The following is a 17,098-nucleotide window of genomic DNA, read 5'->3' as shown; positions in this document are numbered from 1 at the left end:
TTTGGGACGGGGCTATTTTAGCTACCTTGGCAGGTAGCGCGAACGGTTTGGTCGATTAACGGCAGGGGTAGCTAAAATAGCCCCGTCCCAAATTGACTACTCAAAGCGCTGAATGGGGTACTTTCCATATTGTCTTATCGGGGCACGTGCCACGAAAACGGCCTATCTACTACGTTAAACCCCTTGGGGTCAACCATACCCGCCATCTTTGAAAAATGGCAAGCCGTCTACCAGCGGTTTTGTTTTCACGAAATCCGGGGTGGTCGAGGGCGTTCAACTAAACGTAGTAAATGGGCGCATTTTATGGCGCGCGTCTTAATTCGTTAGTGCGGCGGACCAATGATCGGCCCAGATAGTCTACTTTGCGTTGATGCTCGCGATAAGAGCGTCGGCTTTTGTGGCGATGACGTTGTTGATCTCTGCCTGCAGCTCCTCGTAGGCCGCTATGGCGCGCTCGCCGGCCGGCGTGAGCGTCGATCCGCGGGCGCCGTCGCGCTCGATGAGCTTGCAGCCCAGCTGTCCTTCGGCCTCGTTTACAATACGCCACGCTTTGGAATAGGCCATGCCCATGCTCTTTGCGGCGCGGTTCAGCGAGTGCTCGCGGGCGATGCCTTGCAGCAACAAAACGCAACCATGGCCGAACACGCCCGGCAGATCTTTGTCGCACGCTTGAATGACGAGCTTCGCCGTCGTCTTGTACTCCATGTGCCTCACGTCTCCCCGCTAAAGTGTTTGCTGGGCAAACGCAAAGCCTGCGTCAAACCCTCGTGTGCTCTTCTTAAATCATGCATTGTAGCAGTCAAAGTACGTTAAGATACTTTCCCAGTATTGGGCGCCCAAGGTTGGGCTGGGTCCTACGAGGCCTGCAGCCGACCGGTCGCATGGAAAAAGGAGAAACATGGCTACGTTCTTTCCCGGTGAGTCCCACACGTTTTCGGAGTATCTGCTGGTCCCTGGTTACTCGTCCTCGCAGTGCATCCCCAACAACGTCTCTCTCAAGACGCCGCTAACCCGCTTCAAGCGCGGTGAGAAGCCGGCAATCACCCTGAACATCCCCATGGTTTCTGCCATCATGCAGTCCGTCTCGGGCGTCGACATGGGTGTCGCGCTCGCTACTGAGGGTGGCCTGTCCTTCATCTATGGTTCCCAGACCCCCGAGTCCGAGGCCGCCATGGTCAAGGCCGTCAAGGATCACAAGGCCGGCTTCGTTCAGTCCGATTCTACGCTGACCCGCGATATGACCATGGAGCAGGTCATCGAGCTCAAGGATAAGACCGGTCACTCCACTATGCCGGTCACCGACGACGGCACTCCCAGGGGCAAGCTCCTGGGTATCGTCACCAGCCGTGACTATCGCCCCAGCCGCGATGACCACCAGAAGAAGGTCTCCGAGTTTATGACCCCGCGTGAGCAGCTCATCGTGGGCGACAAGAACATTAGCCTCAAGGTTGCCAACGACGTCATCTGGGACAACAAGCTCAACGCCCTGCCCATCGTCGACGACAACGATCACCTCATGGGTATCGTCTTCCGCAAGGACTACGACAGCCACAAGACCAACCCCAACGAGCTACTCGATGGCGATAAGCGCTACATGGTCGGTGCCGGCATCAACACCCGCGACTATGCCGAGCGCGTGCCGCTGCTCATCGAGGCCGGTGCCGACGTCCTGTGCATCGACTCTTCCGAGGGCTTCAGCGAGTGGCAGAAGCGCACCATCGAGTGGATCCGCGCCAACTACGGCGAGGACGTCAAGGTCGGCGCCGGTAACGTCGTCGACGCCGAGGGCTTCCGCTTCCTGGCCGACAGCGGTGCCGACTTCATCAAGGTCGGTATCGGCGGCGGTTCCATCTGCATCACCCGCGAGACCAAGGGCATCGGCCGTGGCCAGGCCACCGCACTGATCGACGTCTGCCGCGCTCGCGACGAGTACTACGAGGAGACCGGCGTCTACGTGCCCGTGTGCTCCGACGGCGGTATCGTCTACGATTACCACATGACGCTCGCCCTTGCCATGGGTGCCGACTTTATGATGCTGGGCCGTTACTTCGCCCGCTTTGACGAGAGCCCGACCGAGCGCGTCAACGTCAACGGCCAGTACATGAAGGAGTACTGGGGCGAGGGTTCCGCGCGTGCCCGCAACTGGCAGCGCTATGACCTGGGCGGCGCCGCGAAGCTCAGCTTCGTCGAGGGCGTCGATTCCTACGTCCCGTACGCCGGCTCCCTCAAGGACGGCGTGGGCGGCACGCTTTACAAGGTTAAGTCTACGATGTGCAACTGCGGTGCCCTCTCGATTCCCGAGCTCCAGGAAAAGGCACGCCTAACGCTGGTCAGCTCCACCTCCATCGTCGAAGGCGGCGCCCACGATGTGGTCGTGAAAGACTCCCAGCAGAGCGTTTCCTATCGATAAGGTTGGAGCTACATATCAAAGGTTGAGCATCAACCACGTTATTTAGATAAAGCGAGATGCATGCAAGTCGCAGGCATCTCGCTTGTTGTATTTGCTATCATCAGTCAAGTTAACCTTAGGGTCGGTCGGTTTGGCTTTGTTCGCTACAAGTTCCGCACGCAAAGAAGAGCACTTAATGTGCTCTTCGTCTTGCGCAGGACTGTCCGCAGTAGCGTATAAAGCCAAACCGACCGACCCCAGCCAAGATTAAAGGAGCTGATATGTGCGATTGCACAGATCATAAGGACGAGATCCCTGCCTACGACGCGCAGGCCATTGAGTCCAAGTGGATGAAGGCCTGGGAGGACTCCGACCTCTTTGCCGTCGACACCGACGATAGTAAGCCCAAGAAGTACGTGCTCGAGATGTTCCCGTATCCGTCGGGCGACCTTCACATGGGCCATGCGCGCAACTACACCATCGGCGACGCCATGGCCCGTCAGGCCCGCATGCGCGGCTACGACGTGCTGCACCCCATCGGCTTCGATGCCTTTGGCCTGCCTGCCGAGAATGCCGCCATCAAGCACAACACGCAGGCTGCCGCCTGGACGTATAAGAACATGGATCAGGCGCTTGCCACGATGAGGCGCATGGGCTTCTCCTACGATCTGGATCGCATGGTTAAGACCTGCAGCCCCGACTATTACCGCTGGGGCCAGTGGATCTTTGAGAAGATGTGGGAAAAGGGCCTGGTCTACCGCAAGAAGAACCCGGTCAACTGGTGCCCTACCTGCAAGACTGTTCTTGCCAACGAGCAGGTCACCGAGGGCAAGTGCTGGCGCTGCGGCACCGAGCCCGAGAAGCGCGACCTTGAGCAGTGGTACTTCAAGATCACCGAGTACTCCCAGGAGCTGCTCGACGACCTGGAGAAGCTTCCCGGCTGGCCCGAGCGCGTCAAGCAGATGCAGGCCAACTGGATCGGTCGCTCCGAGGGCGCCGAGGTCGACTTTACCCTGTGCGACAAGGATGGGGAGCCCATTGAGGGCGACGAGGGCAAGATCACCGTCTTCACCACGCGTGCCGATACCCTCTTTGGCGTCTCCTTCTTTGTCCTGGCTCCCGAGTACGCTCGTCTGCACGAGCTCGTCGAGGGCACGGAGTACGAGGAGGCCGTCACCAAGATCGTCGAGGATTCCAAGCACATCTCTGCCGTCGAGCGTGCCCAGGGCACTCTCGAGAAGCACGGTGCCTTTACCGGCCGCTATGTGGTGAACCCCGTCAACGGCGAGAAGGTCCCCGTGTGGGTTGCCGATTATGTCGTTGCCGACTACGGCACCGGCGCCGTCATGGCCGTCCCCTGCGGCGACCAGCGCGACTTTGAGTTTGCCCGCAAGTACGACCTGCCGATCGTCCCGATCATCCTTGACGATGAAGATCGCGCTGCCGTCGAGGCCAGCGGCGAGACCATCGATACCTTCCATGCCGAGACCGTCGACTGGGATTGCGCCCACGCTGCCGAGGGTACGCTCGTCCAGTCCGGCAAGTACACCGGCATGCGTGGCGGTAAGCACTCCGAGGGCGAGGCTGCCATCGTGGCCGACCTCGAGACCATGGGCTGTGGTCGTCGCAAGGTCGAGTTCCGCCTGCGCGACTGGCTCATCAGCCGCCAGCGCTATTGGGGTAACCCCATCCCGGCCATCCACTGCGAGCACTGCGGCATTGTGCCCGTTCCCGAAGATCAGCTGCCGGTGACGCTGCCCGAGAACCTGGATCTGGGCGCCGGCGAGACCCTCGCCGAGTGCAAGGACTTCTACGAGACCACCTGCCCGGTCTGCGGCCGCCCGGCCAAGCGCGAGACCGATACCATGGACACCTTCACCTGCTCCAGCTGGTATTACCTGCGCTATACCGACCCGCACAACACCGAGCTGCCCTTCTCCCGCGAGGCGGCAGACCGCTGGATGCCTGTCGATAACTACATCGGTGGTATCGAGCACGCCATTCTGCACCTGCTCTACAGCCGCTTCTTTACCAAGGCGCTGCGCGACCTGGGCCTGCTGAGCGTGGACGAGCCCTTTACCAACCTGCTGTGCCAGGGCATGGTCAAGGACGAGAACGGCGACACCATGTCCAAGTCCAAGGGCAACGTCGTGCCCCCGAGCTCGGTCATCGAGCCCTACGGCGCCGACACCATGCGTCTGGCGATCCTGTTTATCGCCCCGCCCGAGAAGGACTTCGACTGGGATCCCAAGGCCGTCGAGGGCGCCAACCGCTTTATCAAGCGCGCCTGGCGTATCGTGTGGCAGCTCGTCCAGTCGGGTGACGCCGGCGTGGCCTTTGACAAGACCATCCTTGATGAGGTTGCGATGAAGCTCTATCGCGAGCGTCACCGCACCATCGCCAAGTGCACCGAGGACTTCGACCGTGGCCAGTTCAACACCGCCATCTCGGCCGTCATGGAGCTCGTCAACGCGGCGAGCGCCTACCTCAACGCCACCGAGGATGCCGACCGCGACAAGGCGCTGTGCTACGGCGTGGCCAAGGACATCGTGAGCGTCCTGGCGCCCATCTGCCCGTTCTGGGCCGACGAACTGTGGCACGAGGCACTCGGCTGCGAGGGCAACGCCTACACCGCCGCCTGGCCCGAGTTCGACCTGGCCGAGTCCATCGAGGAAACCGTGCAGATCGTCGTCCAGGTGCTCGGTAAGGTCCGTGGCCGCATCGACGTGGCCCGCGATGCCTCCAACGAGGAGATGCAGGCTGCCGCCGAGGAAGCCGTTGCCAAGTGGCTCGAGGGCAAGACGGTCGTCAAGGCCATCTGCGTGCCCGGCAAGCTGGTCAACCTTGTCGTCAAGTAGATGCCGCGCGCATAGTTGACGCATGAAAGACGAAGGGCGATTCCGCTCGGGTCGCCCCTCGTTTTCACTTGCCCTCCTGGGTGCCCGCGGTCAATTGTTCTATTCTTGTGGAGATGCTGTGGGCACGCTGACCTGCGAATTTCCGTATCGCTTGCACGTTTGTGCAGGTATTGGTATAGTTTGCTTGCAAATGAAGTTGTAATTGAAAGAAGTGGGGTTTCGGCCCCGCTTCTTTTTTGTATGGATGGAGGTGCCGCAATGGTCAAGACCAAGACCGAGCAGGCGATTATCGACGCGCTCGAGGCCGTCGCTCCCCAGCACGATGTCGACATTGTCGACGTGGAGCTCGTGGGCGCCACCAAGGCCCCCTGCGTGCGTGTGCGTATCGAGGGTGCCGAGGGCCAGAGCCTGTCGCTCAACGACGTCACGGCCAATACCAAGTGGGTCGGCGACGTGATCGAGGAGCTCGACCCCATCTCTTCGAGCTATACGCTCGAGGTGTCGAGCCCGGGCATGGCGCGCCCGCTGCGCCGCCCGCGCGACTTTGCCCGCTTTGTGGGCGAGGACTGCGAGCTTACCTCCACCGCCACCGAGGGCCGTCGCAAGTATACCGGCAAGATTGCCGCCGCGACCGAGACCGACGTGACCCTCGAGCTCGAGGACGGCGAGTCCGTCACCCTCGATTTCTGTGATGTTAAAAAGTGCAAGTTGAAGCCCACCTACGACTTCAAGCCCGCGAAGGAAGGAAAGTAACATGGCAGCATCCGACATGATGTCCGCCCTGATGGAGCTTTGCCAGGATAAGCACATCGACCAGCTCTATCTGATCGACCGCCTGGAGCAGTCGCTCGCCAAGAGCTATGCCGAGATCCTGCATCTTGAGTGGGGCGCCAAGGTCACCATCGACCGCACCACCGGTAAGATTTACGTCTACCGCCTGGAGCCGATCGACGATTCCATGGACGAGGAGGGCAACTTCACCGAGTTCGAGGAGATCGACGTCACCCCCAAGAACACGAGCCGCATCGCCGCCCAGCACGCCAAGGCCGAGATCAACGCCATCGTTCGCAACTCCGCCCGCGAGCAGATCTACGAGGAGTTCTCCGGCCGCATCGGTGACCTCATCAGCGGTACCGTACTGCAGTCCACGCCCGACTTCACCATCGTCAAGATCCGTGATGGCGTCGAGGCCGAGCTGCCGCATTTTGACCAGCGCCGTTACGAGAACGAGCGCAACGAGCGTCCGATGGGCGAGCGCTATCTGCATAACCAGCACATCAAGGCCGTGATCATCGACGTCCGCGACCCCAACTCCAACCTGCAGCCGGTTCGCGGCGAGCACAGCCGTCCGCCGATCGTCATCTCCCGCACCCACCCCGAGCTCATGCGTCGTCTGTTTGAGCAGGAGGTGCCCGAGATCTATGAGGGCACCGTCCAGATCAAGTCGATCGCCCGCGAGCCCGGCCAGCGCTCCAAGGTCGCCGTCCACTCGCTCGACGACCGCCTGGATCCCGTGGGCGCCTGCGTCGGCCCCAAGGGCAGCCGTGTTCGCGCCGTCGTGGGCGAGCTCCGTGGCGAGCGCGTCGACGTCATCCTGTGGGATGCCGACCCGGCCGTCTATGTCGCCAACGCCCTGTCGCCGGCCAAGGTTACCCGCGTCCTCATCGACGAGGAGAAGGCCTACGCCGGCGTCATCGTGCCCGACGACCAGCTGTCCCTCGCCATCGGCAAGGAGGGCCAGAACGCCCGCCTCGCCGCTCGCCTGACCGGCTGGCACATCGACATCAAGTCCGAGACCCTTGCCGCCGACATTCTCAAGAACGTCCCGGTTCACGAGGAGCCCGCTGCCGACCTGATCGGTGACGAGGAAGACGACGACGTCCGTCGCTGCGAGTACGTGTCCGAGGACGGCGTCCAGTGCCGTAACCAGGCCCGTCCCGGCTCCCGTTTCTGTGGTGTCCACGACACCGACGCCTTCGATGATGCGGAGGACCTGATCTAGCGCGCGGTCGCGCCGGGCGGGTCCCGGTGCATCTCCCACGCTCGTTCAGTCTCTAGGCACCCTAGGTGCCAGAAAGGGTAGGTGAAGTCATATGGCAAAAGTCCGTGTGTCCACCCTGGCCAAAGAGTTCGGCATGACCTCCAAGGAACTGATGGGTCATCTCGCCGAAATGAAGATTCCCGCTAAGTCCGCTTCCTCCGCCCTGGAGGACGCCTACGTCGCCATGGTCCGCAAGCAGCTCGCCCCGGTGATCGAGGCCCGCGCCCAGGAAGTCGAGGCCGCCAAGCAGGCCGAGGAGGAGGCGGCTGCCGCCGAGGAGGCAGCGCGCGCTGCCGAGGCCGAGCGCGAGCGCATCGCCGCCGAGAAGGCACGCGAGGAGGAGCGCCGCCAGTTCGCCGCCGCCCAGGCTGCCGAGGAGGCCGCCCGCGCCGAGGCCGAGGCCAAGAAGAAGGCCGAGCAGGAGCGCCTTGCCCGCGAGAAGGAAGAGGCTGCCCGCGAGGCCCAGCGCCGCGCCGTTCCCGCTTCCGACTCCGGTTCGCGCTTCCGTTCGCTGCTCGACCAGATCGCCGCACAGGAGACCGTGCTCAAGGAGAAGAAAGACGCCGAGAACAAGGCCAAGGCCGAGCGTTCCTCCGAGCGCGGTAACCGTCGCGGCAATAACGATCGTCGCGGTGGCCGTCGTAATGACCGCAACGCCGCCGATAACAACTCCGAGCGCAACGCCTCCGAGAGTCGTCCGCACAGCCATCGCACCAACGCCAGCAACAACATCGCTGCCGGCATGGACTTCCCCAACCCCGATAAGCAGGGCAAGGGCAAGAAGCGCAAGGGTGGTCACAACAACGAAGAGGACCACTACAGCCGCATGGCTCGCGAGGCCGAGGAGTACAGTCGCGAGAAGGTGCTCGAGGAGGCCCGCGCCGCCGTCGAGGAGGCCTCTCGCGAGTCCACCGGTCGCCGCAAGAAGCGCAAGGAGAAGCGCGAGCGCGAGGCTGCAAAGGCTCAGGAGGAGCGCAAGATAGAGGAGGCATTGGCCCAGGGCGTGAACCCCGAGGAACTCGATGCCATCAAGGTCTCCCAGGGCGTTACGGTCCAGGAGCTCGCCGAGGCGCTCGATGTTCCGGCTAACGACATCATCAAGCGCCTGTTCCTGCTGGGCACGCCGCTCACCATGACGCAGTCCATGTCCGACGACCTCGTCGAGCTCGTTGCCGACGACCTGGGCCGTCAGATCAAGATCATCACCCCCGAGGAGGAGAACACCTTCTCGTTCTACGACGATCCCGCCGACCTTAAGCCGCGCGCCCCGGTCGTCACCGTCATGGGTCACGTCGACCACGGCAAGACGAGCCTGCTCGACGCCATCCGTCACACCGGCGTCGCTGCCGGCGAGGCGGGCGGCATCACGCAGGCCATCGGTGCTTCGCAGGTCATGATCAACGGCCGCAAGATCACCTTCATCGATACCCCCGGTCACGCGACCTTTACGGCCATGCGTGCCCGCGGCGCCAAGGTGACCGATATCGTCATCCTGATCGTGGCTGCCGACGACGGCGTCATGCCCCAGACCATCGAGTCGATCAACCACGCCAAGGCCGCCGGCGTTCCCATCGTCGTCGCCGTCAACAAGATCGATAAGCCGGGTGCCAACCCCGACCGCGTGCGCCAGGAGCTCACCGAGTACGGCATCATCCCCGAGGAGTGGGGCGGGCAGAACATGTTCGTCAACATCTCGGCCAAGCAGAAGATCGGTATCGACGACCTGCTCGAGACCGTGCTGCTCCAGGCCGACGTGCTCGAGCTCAAGGCCAACCCCGACACCTTTGCCTCCGGTAACGTCCTCGAGGCCAAGCTCGACAAGGGCCGCGGTTCGGTTGCCACGGTGCTCGTGACCCGCGGTACCCTGCACGTGGGCGACACGCTGGTTGCCGGCCTCACCTATGGCCGCGTCCGTGCCATGCTCGACCCCAAGGGCCACGCCGTTACCGAGGCCGGTCCCTCCGACGCCGTCGAGATCCTGGGCCTGCAGTCCGTCCCCAACGCCGGCGATGAGTTCCGCGTGTTCGAGGACGAGCGCGAGGCACGTGCGCTGGCCGATGAGCGTTCGCTCAAGGCCCGTATCGAGGAGCAGAGCCGCGTGAAACACGTGACGCTCGAGAACCTCTTCGAGACCATCGCCGACGCCGAGGTCAAGGAGCTCAACCTGATCATCAAGGCCGACGTCCAGGGCTCCATCGAGGCCCTTCAGGACTCCCTTGACAAGATGGATCAGTCCGAGGTGCGCATCAACACGATTCACTCCGCGGTCGGCGCCATCAACGAGACCGACGTCGTCCTGGCCGACGCCTCCAATGCCATTATCATCGGCTTTGGTGTGCGTCCCGACGGCAAGGCCCGCTCCGCCGCCGAGCGCGAGGGCGTCGAGATCCGTTGCTACGACGTCATCTATAAGTGCCTCGAGGAGCTCGACGCTGCCCGCATCGGCATGCTCAAGCCCACCGAGGTCGAGGTCTCCACGGGTTCCGCGACGGTCCTGGATACCTTCAAGGTGCCCAAAGTCGGCATCGCCGCCGGTGTCCGCGTCGAAGAGGGCGAGATCGCCGCGACCGATTCCGTGCGCCTGGTGCGCGACGGCATCGTGGTCTTCAATGGCAAGATTGCCTCGATGCGCCACTACAAGGACGAGGCCAAGGGCCTCAAGAGCGGCTCCGAGGGCGGCATTGGCCTGGAGAACTTCCAGGACATCAAGCCTGGAGACACCATTGAGGGCTACCGCATCGATCAGGTTGCCCGTACCGAGTAGGGGGTAGCGCTATGAAGCAAACGCAGGCAACCCGCCGTCTGGGCGAGCAGCTTCGCGAGAAGCTCGGTTATATCCTGCTCTTTGAGGTTTCCGATCCACGCCTCGACCTGGTCACCCTGACCGCGGTCGAGGTCGCGTTGGACCGTTCGTTCGCGCGCGTGTACGTGTCGTGCGATGCGAGCCGCTACGACGAGGTCATGGAGGCGCTCGCCAGCGCCAAGGGCCGCATCCGTAGCCTGTTGGCCCGCTCGCTCGATTGGCGTGTTACGCCCGAGCTCGATTTTCGCATCGATCGCTCGACCGATGAGGCCGAGCGCATCACCCGCGCGCTGGAAAATGTTCCCGCCACGCTTGCGATCGAAAAGGACGAGGACGGCTACCCAATAGCGGATGCCGCCCAGGAGGCAGCTTTAGATGAGTAATTCCGCCGACCTCACATCGTGCGAGTCTGCAGATATTCAGCGACGCATTCTCGAGCTCATCGAGGGTGCGTCCTCCATTGCGATTTCGGGACATACGTCTCCCGATGGCGACGCCCTGGGCTCCGTGCTGGGCCTGGGCCTCTCGCTTATGAAGTTCTATCCCAACAAGGACATTGCCCTGCTGCTTGCAGACGATGATCCGGTTCCGCGCATCTACCGCTTTATGGAGGGCGCCGACCGTCTGGTTCCCGCATCTGCGTATGCCGGCAATCCGGACCTGTTCATCTCGGTCGACGTGCCGGTCGTCGAGCGTTTGAACAACTCCGCCGAGGTGCTCCGCCGCTCGTCGCATGTGGTGTGCTTCGATCACCATCCGGCGCGCGAGGAATTTGCCGAGCTGAGCCTCAGGTGCGTCGACGCCGCGGCCTGCGCCATGATCATCGACCGCTTTTTGGATAATTGCGGCATTGTGGCGCGCGATAGTGTCGCGACCTGCCTGCTGTGCGGTCTAGTGACCGATACCGGTCGTTTTCAGTACCAAAACGCCGATGCCGCTGCGTTCCATGCCGCCTCGCGCCTTGTCGCGCACGGTGCCGATCCGGCGCGCGTTGCGCTCGAGGTCTACCAGAGCATGCGCTTGGAGTTCTTGCATCTCAAGTCCATCGTTATGGGCCGCATCAAGACGGTGGCGCATGGTCGCGTGGCATATAGTTATGCGTACCAGAGCGACCTCGAGGCCTGCGGCGTCACTTCGGACGAGTGCGACGGCCTGGTCGATGTGGTGCGTTCGGTGATGGGTGTGGAGGTCTGCCTGTTCCTGAAGGGCATTGAGGGCGATACCAAGGTACGCGGCAACCTGCGCTCCAAGGGCGACCTCAATGTTTCCGAGATCGCCGCTGCTTTTGGCGGTGGCGGGCATCCGGCGGCCGCCGGTTTCTCTAACAACGGAACGATTCTCGAGACGCTCACCGCGGCACTCCCTATGCTGGCCGAGCTGGTAGGGGAGGATCCCGCTTCGGTGACCGTCGAGTTCTAACATTTTGGATGGTACATGGCTCGTCGTACGCCTTCTCAATTGAATATGCTGCTCGCCGTCGATAAGCCGGTGGGCTGTACATCCCACGACGTGGTTTCGCAGTGCCGACGCGCCCTCCGTGAGCGACGCGTCGGCCATGCCGGTACGCTCGACCCCATGGCCTCGGGTGTCATGGTGGTGGGCGTGGGCCAAGCGACCCGTCTGCTGGGCATGCTGACCCTCGATACCAAAAGTTATGTCGCCGATATTTCGTTTGGCGTCGAGACCAATACCGATGACGCGGAGGGCGAAGCCGTCCGCATGGTGCCCGTTACCCCCGAGCTGCGCGATCTCGCTTACGCCCGTGAGCAGCTGGCCGCTATGCTTGGCCCGCAGTTGCAGGTGCCGCCAGCGTTTTCGGCCATCTCGGTCGATGGCGTTCGTGCCTATAAGAGTGCTCGCGAGGGCAATGCGCCTGCCTTGCCTCCGCGCCCCGTCGAGGTCTATGCCGCCGACCTGATCGCCGTGAGCGGCGAGGGCGATACGTGCGTCTGGACCGTGGCGTTTTCGGTAAGCAAAGGCACCTACATTCGCGCGCTCGCTCGCGATCTGGGTCGCGCCTGCGACAGTGCCGCGCATATTTCCGCCCTGCACCGTACAGCCTCCGGCGTTGTTTCCATCGGTGCCTGCCATGCGGTCGAGGAGCTTTCTGCCGAGTCCGTTGCCGGCTTTGCCTTAGATCCCATTGCTGCACTGGGTGCCACGCGCGTCGACTTGCCGGGTGATCTTGCCGACGATCTGCTGTGCGGACGTCGTATTCCTACTGAGCGCGCGCTTGCGGGCTTCGATGTGTCGAAGGCGCCGTTTGCGCTGGTACTCGATGGCGGGCTCAAGGCGCTCGCCCGTATCGAGGGCGGTCGCTTTGTGATGGAGCACGTCTTTCCCCAGGCGATCGGCGGTGTTCGATGATGCTGACGCCTCACGAGCTCGCGCGTATCTTTTTTGCGGGTGAGTTGGATGAGGCCCGTATCGTTTCTGCCGATGCATTTGATGATTGCGCGTGTCTGGGTGCCGCGTCGATCGCCATCGGCGTGTTCGATGGCGTGCATCGGGGGCACCACAGACTGATCGACGCGGTCGTTTGCGACGCACGCGCCCGCGGCTGCAAGGCGGTCGTGGTCACCTTTGATCCCGATCCGGATGTCGTGGTGAGCCCATCGCCCGCTCAAAAACTGATGACGACGGCCGACCGCCTGCATGCCCTGGCTCAAACCGGGGTCGATGCGGTGGTGGCCGTTCCCTTTACGCCTGCGGTGGCGGCACTCGACCACGTGAGCTTTCTTGAGCTTGTGTCGCGCGTCGTCGATATCCGCTCGATTCGCGTGGGCAGTGACTTTAGGTTGGGACGCGGCGGTGCTTCGGGCGTTGCCGAGATGCAGGTATGGGGAGCCGAGCACGGAGTTGACGTCTATGGCCACGAGTTGCTGTGCGTCGATGGACAGACGATCTGTGCCACCCGTATTCGCCAGGAGCTGCGCCAGGGTCATGTTGAGCTTGCCGCCGAGCTGCTCGGCCGCCCCTATATGCTGCGAGGCGTCGTTGCCAGCGGTCGTCACCAGGGCTCCGACATGGGTTTTCCCACGGCAAACATCCAGGTGCCCGATGGCATCCAAGTGCCTGCCGATGGCGTCTATGAGGGTCTGGTGCTGGTCGACGATACCGTATGGCCTGCTGCCGTCAACGTCGGTTTGCCGCCGACCTATGCCGATGATGCCGCCTCGGCGCATCTCGAGGCCAACTTGATCGGGTATGCGGGCGACCTGTATGGCGCCTCGGTGTCGCTGGCGTTTACGCGCTGGCTGCGTCCGTCTCGCGTGTTCGATTCGCTGGACGAGCTAATCGCGACCGTCGAGGGTAATATCGAGGATATCCGTCATAACTTGGGTGAGCAGGGGGTGAGCATCCGTGATCAGCGATGAGGAGAAAGACCAGGTGCGCGCGGCGTCCGACCTGGTTGCCATCGTGCAGGAAACGGTTGAGCTCAAGCCCCGTGGCCATGAGTTTTGGGGTTGCTGCCCCTTCCATGGCGAAAAGACCCCGTCGTTTCACATTATCCCTGCCACGCAGGTGTGGCACTGCTTTGGCTGCGGTGAGGGCGGCGACGTCTTCACCTATATCATGAAGCGCGAGAACCTGAGTTTTCCCGAGTCGATCCGCTATTTGGCTGATCGTGCGGGCATTGAACTGCACGATACCGGTGCACAGCGCGATCGCGGCACCAAGCGTGCCCGCATCTATGACCTGTGCGCCGAAACCGCCCAGTTCTACCACACCATGCTCATGCGCGGCAAGGACAGCCGTCCGCGCGAGTACTTTGCCAGCCGCGGTATGGGCGGCGACGTCTGTCGCCGCTACTGCCTGGGCTTTGCGCCGGGTCGCAACGCGCTGGTATCGCACCTTTCGCAGGCGGGCTTTACCCCACAGGAGATGATCGATGCCAATGTGGCCGTGAGCCGCGGGCGCGGACAGCTCGCGGACCGCTTTTACGACCGCGTGATGTTTCCCATTTTCGATGAGCAGGGTCATAACATCGCCTTTGGCGGGCGCATCATGGGCGATGGTCAGCCCAAGTACCTTAACACCGCCGAGACGAGCGTGTTTCATAAAAAGCGAAACCTCTACGGCTTTAACTGGGCCAAGGAGTTTATCGTCGCGCAGGATACGGCCATCGTGGTTGAGGGCTATACCGATTGCATCGCCTGCTGGGAGGCGGGGATCAAAAACGTCGTCGCCACGCTGGGCACGGCGCTGACGGAACATCACGTTAAGACACTCACCCGTTTTGCCAAGCGCATCGTGTATATGTTCGATGGTGACGCCGCCGGTCAAAAGGCCGCGCGACGCGCGATTCAGTTTATCGAGCAGGATTCGATGGACCTGCGCTGCGTGGTGCTGCCCGATGGCAACGACCCCATGGAGTTCATCACGGCGCATGGTGGTGAGGCGCTGCAGGCACGTATCAACGCCGCCGAACCCCTCATGGACTTTGTGTACCGGTCGCTGCAAGAGTCGAGCGACATTACTACGCCGGGCGGCCGCGCCAAGGCGCTCGAGGATGCGCTGACGCTCATCTATCCGCTACGCGACAGCTACATGATCGATACGTACTTTATCCAGATTGCCGACCTGTTGGGTTTGGACCTGGAGACCGTGCGCGCGAGCTCGGGCCGTGTGTTTCGCGGTGTCGCCAAGCGCGAGGACGCCGAGCGCCGGCGTGAGCAGAGCTACGAGCGTCAACGCGCGCAAGCTGAGCGCGCGAGCGGTTCGCAGGGACGAAGCTCGGGCGGCGGTGCGGCTGGTGCGCGCAGTGCCGCCCGCGGTGCCTGGGCCGCGGGTGCGACGCCGCCGATGTCCGCACCGGTCGAGGAGGACCCGTACGACTACGTTCCGCTTGATGCCTATGGGGCCGTGCCGGTGGAGGTCAACGAGGATCTGCCGCCAATCGATGTGCCGGCGGGGATGGAAAGCGCCGTGCCCGCTGCCGATAGTTCAAGCGCGACGGCTGCTCCGTCGATGCCGATTGTTTTGACCGATCTGGAGCGGAAATCCCTGGCAGGGGAGCGCGAGCTGCTGACGATGCTCACGAGCTATCCCGACCTGTTCCGCACGTATGCCGACCGCATCTGCTCGATCGAGTGGGTGGATCCGCGCCACGAGTCCATCGCATGGGCCGTGTTGGCGACGCCGCCGGGCACCGACCCCGCGGCGTGCATGGATGCGGCGCGCGCGGTGTGTCCCGAGGCAGCGTCGCTTGTCAGCGCCGGGCGAATTTCGTCGACGAGCAAGCATCCTACCGAGACGAACATCGTTTTTATGCTCGACACCCTCGAGCTCTATACCATCAAGCGCCGCATGCGCGCCGCACAGGCCAAGCTGCGTCAGGACCGGTCGCTCGACGATGAAGCGCGCCGCGTGCTGACGATGCAGGCGATGCAAGATTCTCAGCGCCAACGTGAGCTTCAAAAGTCGATCGGTGGTGTGGCTGATCCGTTCAATTTGATTGGTTTGGAGACGGCGGGCGCCGAGCAGGCCTAGATGTTGTGGTCAACCAGCGTATTCTCGCCTATATCCAGTCCTCTTTTTGGGTATAGACGTCCATGTGTGTGCTAAAGTATTGAGTCCTGTGGACTATGAAGGGAGAATCTGTGCCAAAAAAGACTGAGAGCACGGGTACTGGGCTGGAATCCTACGTTGCAAAGCTCATGGGCAACGGCTCAAACAGGACTTCGGTAACCGAGGACGAGATTCAGGTCGCCCTGAAGGATATCGATGTTTCTGACGAGCAGCTCACCGCGGTGTATTCCGCGCTGCGCAACAGCGGCATCCAGATTATCTCCGCGAGCGGTAACGACGACGCCCCCATGGACGTCGACGATGACGATAATGATACCGATACCGACGATTTCGATGATGACGACGAGCACGATTCCGGCTCGCTCGATGATCACGAGCTCAAGATGGCCCGTCAGGCCGACGCCGAGATGGGTTCTTCCAAGAGCAAGAAGAAGCGCACCGTGCGCACGTCCCGTTCACGCTCGCGCGTGCGTGGCATCGATGCCTCCACGGTGATGCTGACCGGCGATCCGGTCCGTATGTACCTTAAGGAGATCGGCAAGGTCGACCTGCTGACCGCCTCCGAAGAGGTCGATCTGGCCATGAAGATCGAGGCTGGTCTCGAGGCCACCGAGAAGCTCGAGGCCCACGAGGCAGGCGAGCTCGAGCTCACGCGTGCCGAGATGCGTCGTCTTACGCGCATTGAGAACGTGGGCCTCGAAGCCAAGCAGGCACTCATCAGCGCCAACCTGCGTCTGGTCGTCTCCATCGCCAAGCGCTATGTCGGTCGCGGCATGCTGTTCTTGGACCTGATCCAGGAGGGCAACCTCGGCCTGATTCGCGCCGTCGAGAAGTTCGACTACCAGAAGGGCTTCAAGTTCTCCACGTACGCCACGTGGTGGATCCGTCAGGCCATTACGCGTGCCATCGCCGACCAGGCCCGTACCATCCGTATCCCCGTGCACATGGTCGAGACCATCAACAAGCTCGTCCGCGTGCAGCGCCAGCTCCTTCAAGACCTGGGTCGCGACCCGACCCCCGAGGAGATCGGTGCCGAGATGGACATGAGTGCCGACCGCGTCCGCGAGATCCAGAAGATTTCGCAGGAGCCCGTGTCGCTCGAGACCCCCATCGGCGAGGAAGAGGATTCCCAGCTGGGCGACTTCATCGAGGACTCCCAGGCTATCGTTCCGCCCGATGCCGCCAGCTTCTCCATGCTGCAGGAACAGCTCACCCAGGTACTCGATTCGCTTGCCGATCGCGAGCGTAAGGTTATCGAGTTGCGCTTTGGCCTCGTTGACGGTCACCCCCGCACACTCGAGGAAGTCGGCCGCGAGTTTGGCGTCACGCGCGAGCGTATCCGCCAGATCGAGTCCAAGACCCTGGCCAAGCTCCGCCACCCCAGCCGCAGCAGCAAGCTGAAGGACTACATCGAAAGCTAGTCAAGCAAGAAGCGCCCTCAAGCACATCCGCTTGAGGGCGCTTTCATGTAGTCA

At 62.4% G+C, this 17,098-nt stretch carries 12 protein-coding genes; 11 read left to right on the top strand and 1 reads right to left on the bottom strand.

Going from position 1 to position 17,098, the window contains the following annotated elements:
* Nucleotides 1–357: 357 nt before the first annotated feature.
* Nucleotides 358–705 (bottom strand): winged helix-turn-helix domain-containing protein, encoded by a 348-nt coding sequence (locus tag SFLMC1_RS08215; RefSeq protein ID WP_152074579.1) that lies wholly within the window; start codon nucleotides 703–705, stop codon nucleotides 358–360.
* A 193-nt stretch (nucleotides 706–898) separates the two neighbouring features.
* Between SFLMC1_RS08215 and SFLMC1_RS08210 the strand changes: the two genes are divergently transcribed.
* The 11 genes from SFLMC1_RS08210 to rpoD all read left to right on the top strand — a co-directional run bounded on the left by SFLMC1_RS08210 (nucleotide 899) and on the right by rpoD (nucleotide 17,044).
* A complete protein-coding gene (locus tag SFLMC1_RS08210) occupies nucleotides 899–2,410 on the top strand; it encodes an IMP dehydrogenase (RefSeq protein WP_152074580.1) in 1,512 nt (503 codons plus the stop codon).
* Nucleotides 2,411–2,670: 260 nt separating this feature from the next.
* Complete coding sequence (gene leuS / locus SFLMC1_RS08205) at nucleotides 2,671–5,247, top strand: leucine--tRNA ligase (protein WP_152074581.1); 2,577 nt, start codon at nucleotides 2,671–2,673, stop codon at nucleotides 5,245–5,247.
* 258 nt (nucleotides 5,248–5,505) lie between these two features.
* Nucleotides 5,506–6,000, top strand: a complete 495-nt coding sequence (gene rimP, locus SFLMC1_RS08200; protein ID WP_152074582.1) for a ribosome maturation factor RimP — start codon at nucleotides 5,506–5,508, stop codon at nucleotides 5,998–6,000.
* Between the two features lies 1 nt (nucleotide 6,001).
* A complete protein-coding gene (nusA, locus tag SFLMC1_RS08195) occupies nucleotides 6,002–7,249 on the top strand; it encodes a transcription termination factor NusA (protein ID WP_152074583.1) in 1,248 nt (415 codons plus the stop codon).
* Between the two features lie 91 nt (nucleotides 7,250–7,340).
* Nucleotides 7,341–10,052, top strand: coding sequence for a translation initiation factor IF-2 (gene infB / locus SFLMC1_RS08190; RefSeq protein WP_152074584.1), 2,712 nt, complete (start codon nucleotides 7,341–7,343; stop codon nucleotides 10,050–10,052).
* 11 nt (nucleotides 10,053–10,063) lie between these two features.
* Complete coding sequence (rbfA, locus tag SFLMC1_RS08185) at nucleotides 10,064–10,474, top strand: 30S ribosome-binding factor RbfA (protein WP_152074585.1); 411 nt, start codon at nucleotides 10,064–10,066, stop codon at nucleotides 10,472–10,474.
* Nucleotides 10,467–11,510 (top strand): DHH family phosphoesterase, encoded by a 1,044-nt coding sequence (locus SFLMC1_RS08180; protein WP_152074586.1) that lies wholly within the window; start codon nucleotides 10,467–10,469, stop codon nucleotides 11,508–11,510. The genes rbfA and SFLMC1_RS08180 overlap by 8 nt, the downstream gene beginning before the upstream one ends.
* A 15-nt stretch (nucleotides 11,511–11,525) precedes the next feature.
* The gene (gene truB / locus SFLMC1_RS08175; RefSeq protein WP_152074587.1) at nucleotides 11,526–12,458 is read left to right on the top strand and encodes a tRNA pseudouridine(55) synthase TruB; all 933 of its coding nucleotides are present in this window, start codon (nucleotides 11,526–11,528) and stop codon (nucleotides 12,456–12,458) included.
* Nucleotides 12,455–13,468 carry a riboflavin biosynthesis protein RibF gene (gene ribF / locus SFLMC1_RS08170; RefSeq protein ID WP_226814288.1) on the top strand — a complete coding sequence of 338 codons (1,014 nt, stop codon included), beginning with the start codon at nucleotides 12,455–12,457 and terminating at the stop codon, nucleotides 13,466–13,468. Before truB ends, ribF begins: the two co-directional genes overlap by 4 nt.
* On the top strand, nucleotides 13,455–15,584 hold the full coding sequence (gene dnaG / locus SFLMC1_RS08165) for a DNA primase (protein ID WP_152074588.1): 2,130 nt from the start codon (nucleotides 13,455–13,457) through the stop codon (nucleotides 15,582–15,584). Before ribF ends, dnaG begins: the two co-directional genes overlap by 14 nt.
* 110 nt (nucleotides 15,585–15,694) lie before the next feature.
* On the top strand, nucleotides 15,695–17,044 hold the full coding sequence (gene rpoD, locus SFLMC1_RS08160; protein ID WP_152074589.1) for an RNA polymerase sigma factor RpoD: 1,350 nt from the start codon (nucleotides 15,695–15,697) through the stop codon (nucleotides 17,042–17,044).
* Nucleotides 17,045–17,098: the final 54 nt, after the last annotated feature.

Source organism: Collinsella aerofaciens (assembly GCF_901212495.1).
GTDB lineage: Bacteria > Actinomycetota > Coriobacteriia > Coriobacteriales > Coriobacteriaceae > Collinsella > Collinsella aerofaciens_H.
This window is presented reverse-complemented; position numbering and strand designations above follow the sequence as displayed.

What these genes read in the sequence shown, in the direction of transcription:
- infB (WP_152074584.1), top strand. Translation starts at nt 7,341, where the DNA reads ATGGCAAAAGTCCGTGTGTCCACCCTGGCCAAAGAGTTCGGCATGACC.
- rimP (WP_152074582.1), top strand. Translation starts at nt 5,506, where the DNA reads ATGGTCAAGACCAAGACCGAGCAGGCGATTATCGACGCGCTCGAGGCC.
- rbfA (WP_152074585.1), top strand. Translation starts at nt 10,064, where the DNA reads ATGAAGCAAACGCAGGCAACCCGCCGTCTGGGCGAGCAGCTTCGCGAG.
- ribF (WP_226814288.1), top strand. Translation starts at nt 12,455, where the DNA reads ATGATGCTGACGCCTCACGAGCTCGCGCGTATCTTTTTTGCGGGTGAG.
- nusA (WP_152074583.1), top strand. Translation starts at nt 6,002, where the DNA reads ATGGCAGCATCCGACATGATGTCCGCCCTGATGGAGCTTTGCCAGGAT.
- leuS (WP_152074581.1), top strand. Translation starts at nt 2,671, where the DNA reads ATGTGCGATTGCACAGATCATAAGGACGAGATCCCTGCCTACGACGCG.
- SFLMC1_RS08215 (WP_152074579.1), bottom strand. Translation starts at nt 705, where the DNA reads ATGGAGTACAAGACGACGGCGAAGCTCGTCATTCAAGCGTGCGACAAA.
- truB (WP_152074587.1), top strand. Translation starts at nt 11,526, where the DNA reads ATGGCTCGTCGTACGCCTTCTCAATTGAATATGCTGCTCGCCGTCGAT.
- SFLMC1_RS08180 (WP_152074586.1), top strand. Translation starts at nt 10,467, where the DNA reads ATGAGTAATTCCGCCGACCTCACATCGTGCGAGTCTGCAGATATTCAG.
- SFLMC1_RS08210 (WP_152074580.1), top strand. Translation starts at nt 899, where the DNA reads ATGGCTACGTTCTTTCCCGGTGAGTCCCACACGTTTTCGGAGTATCTG.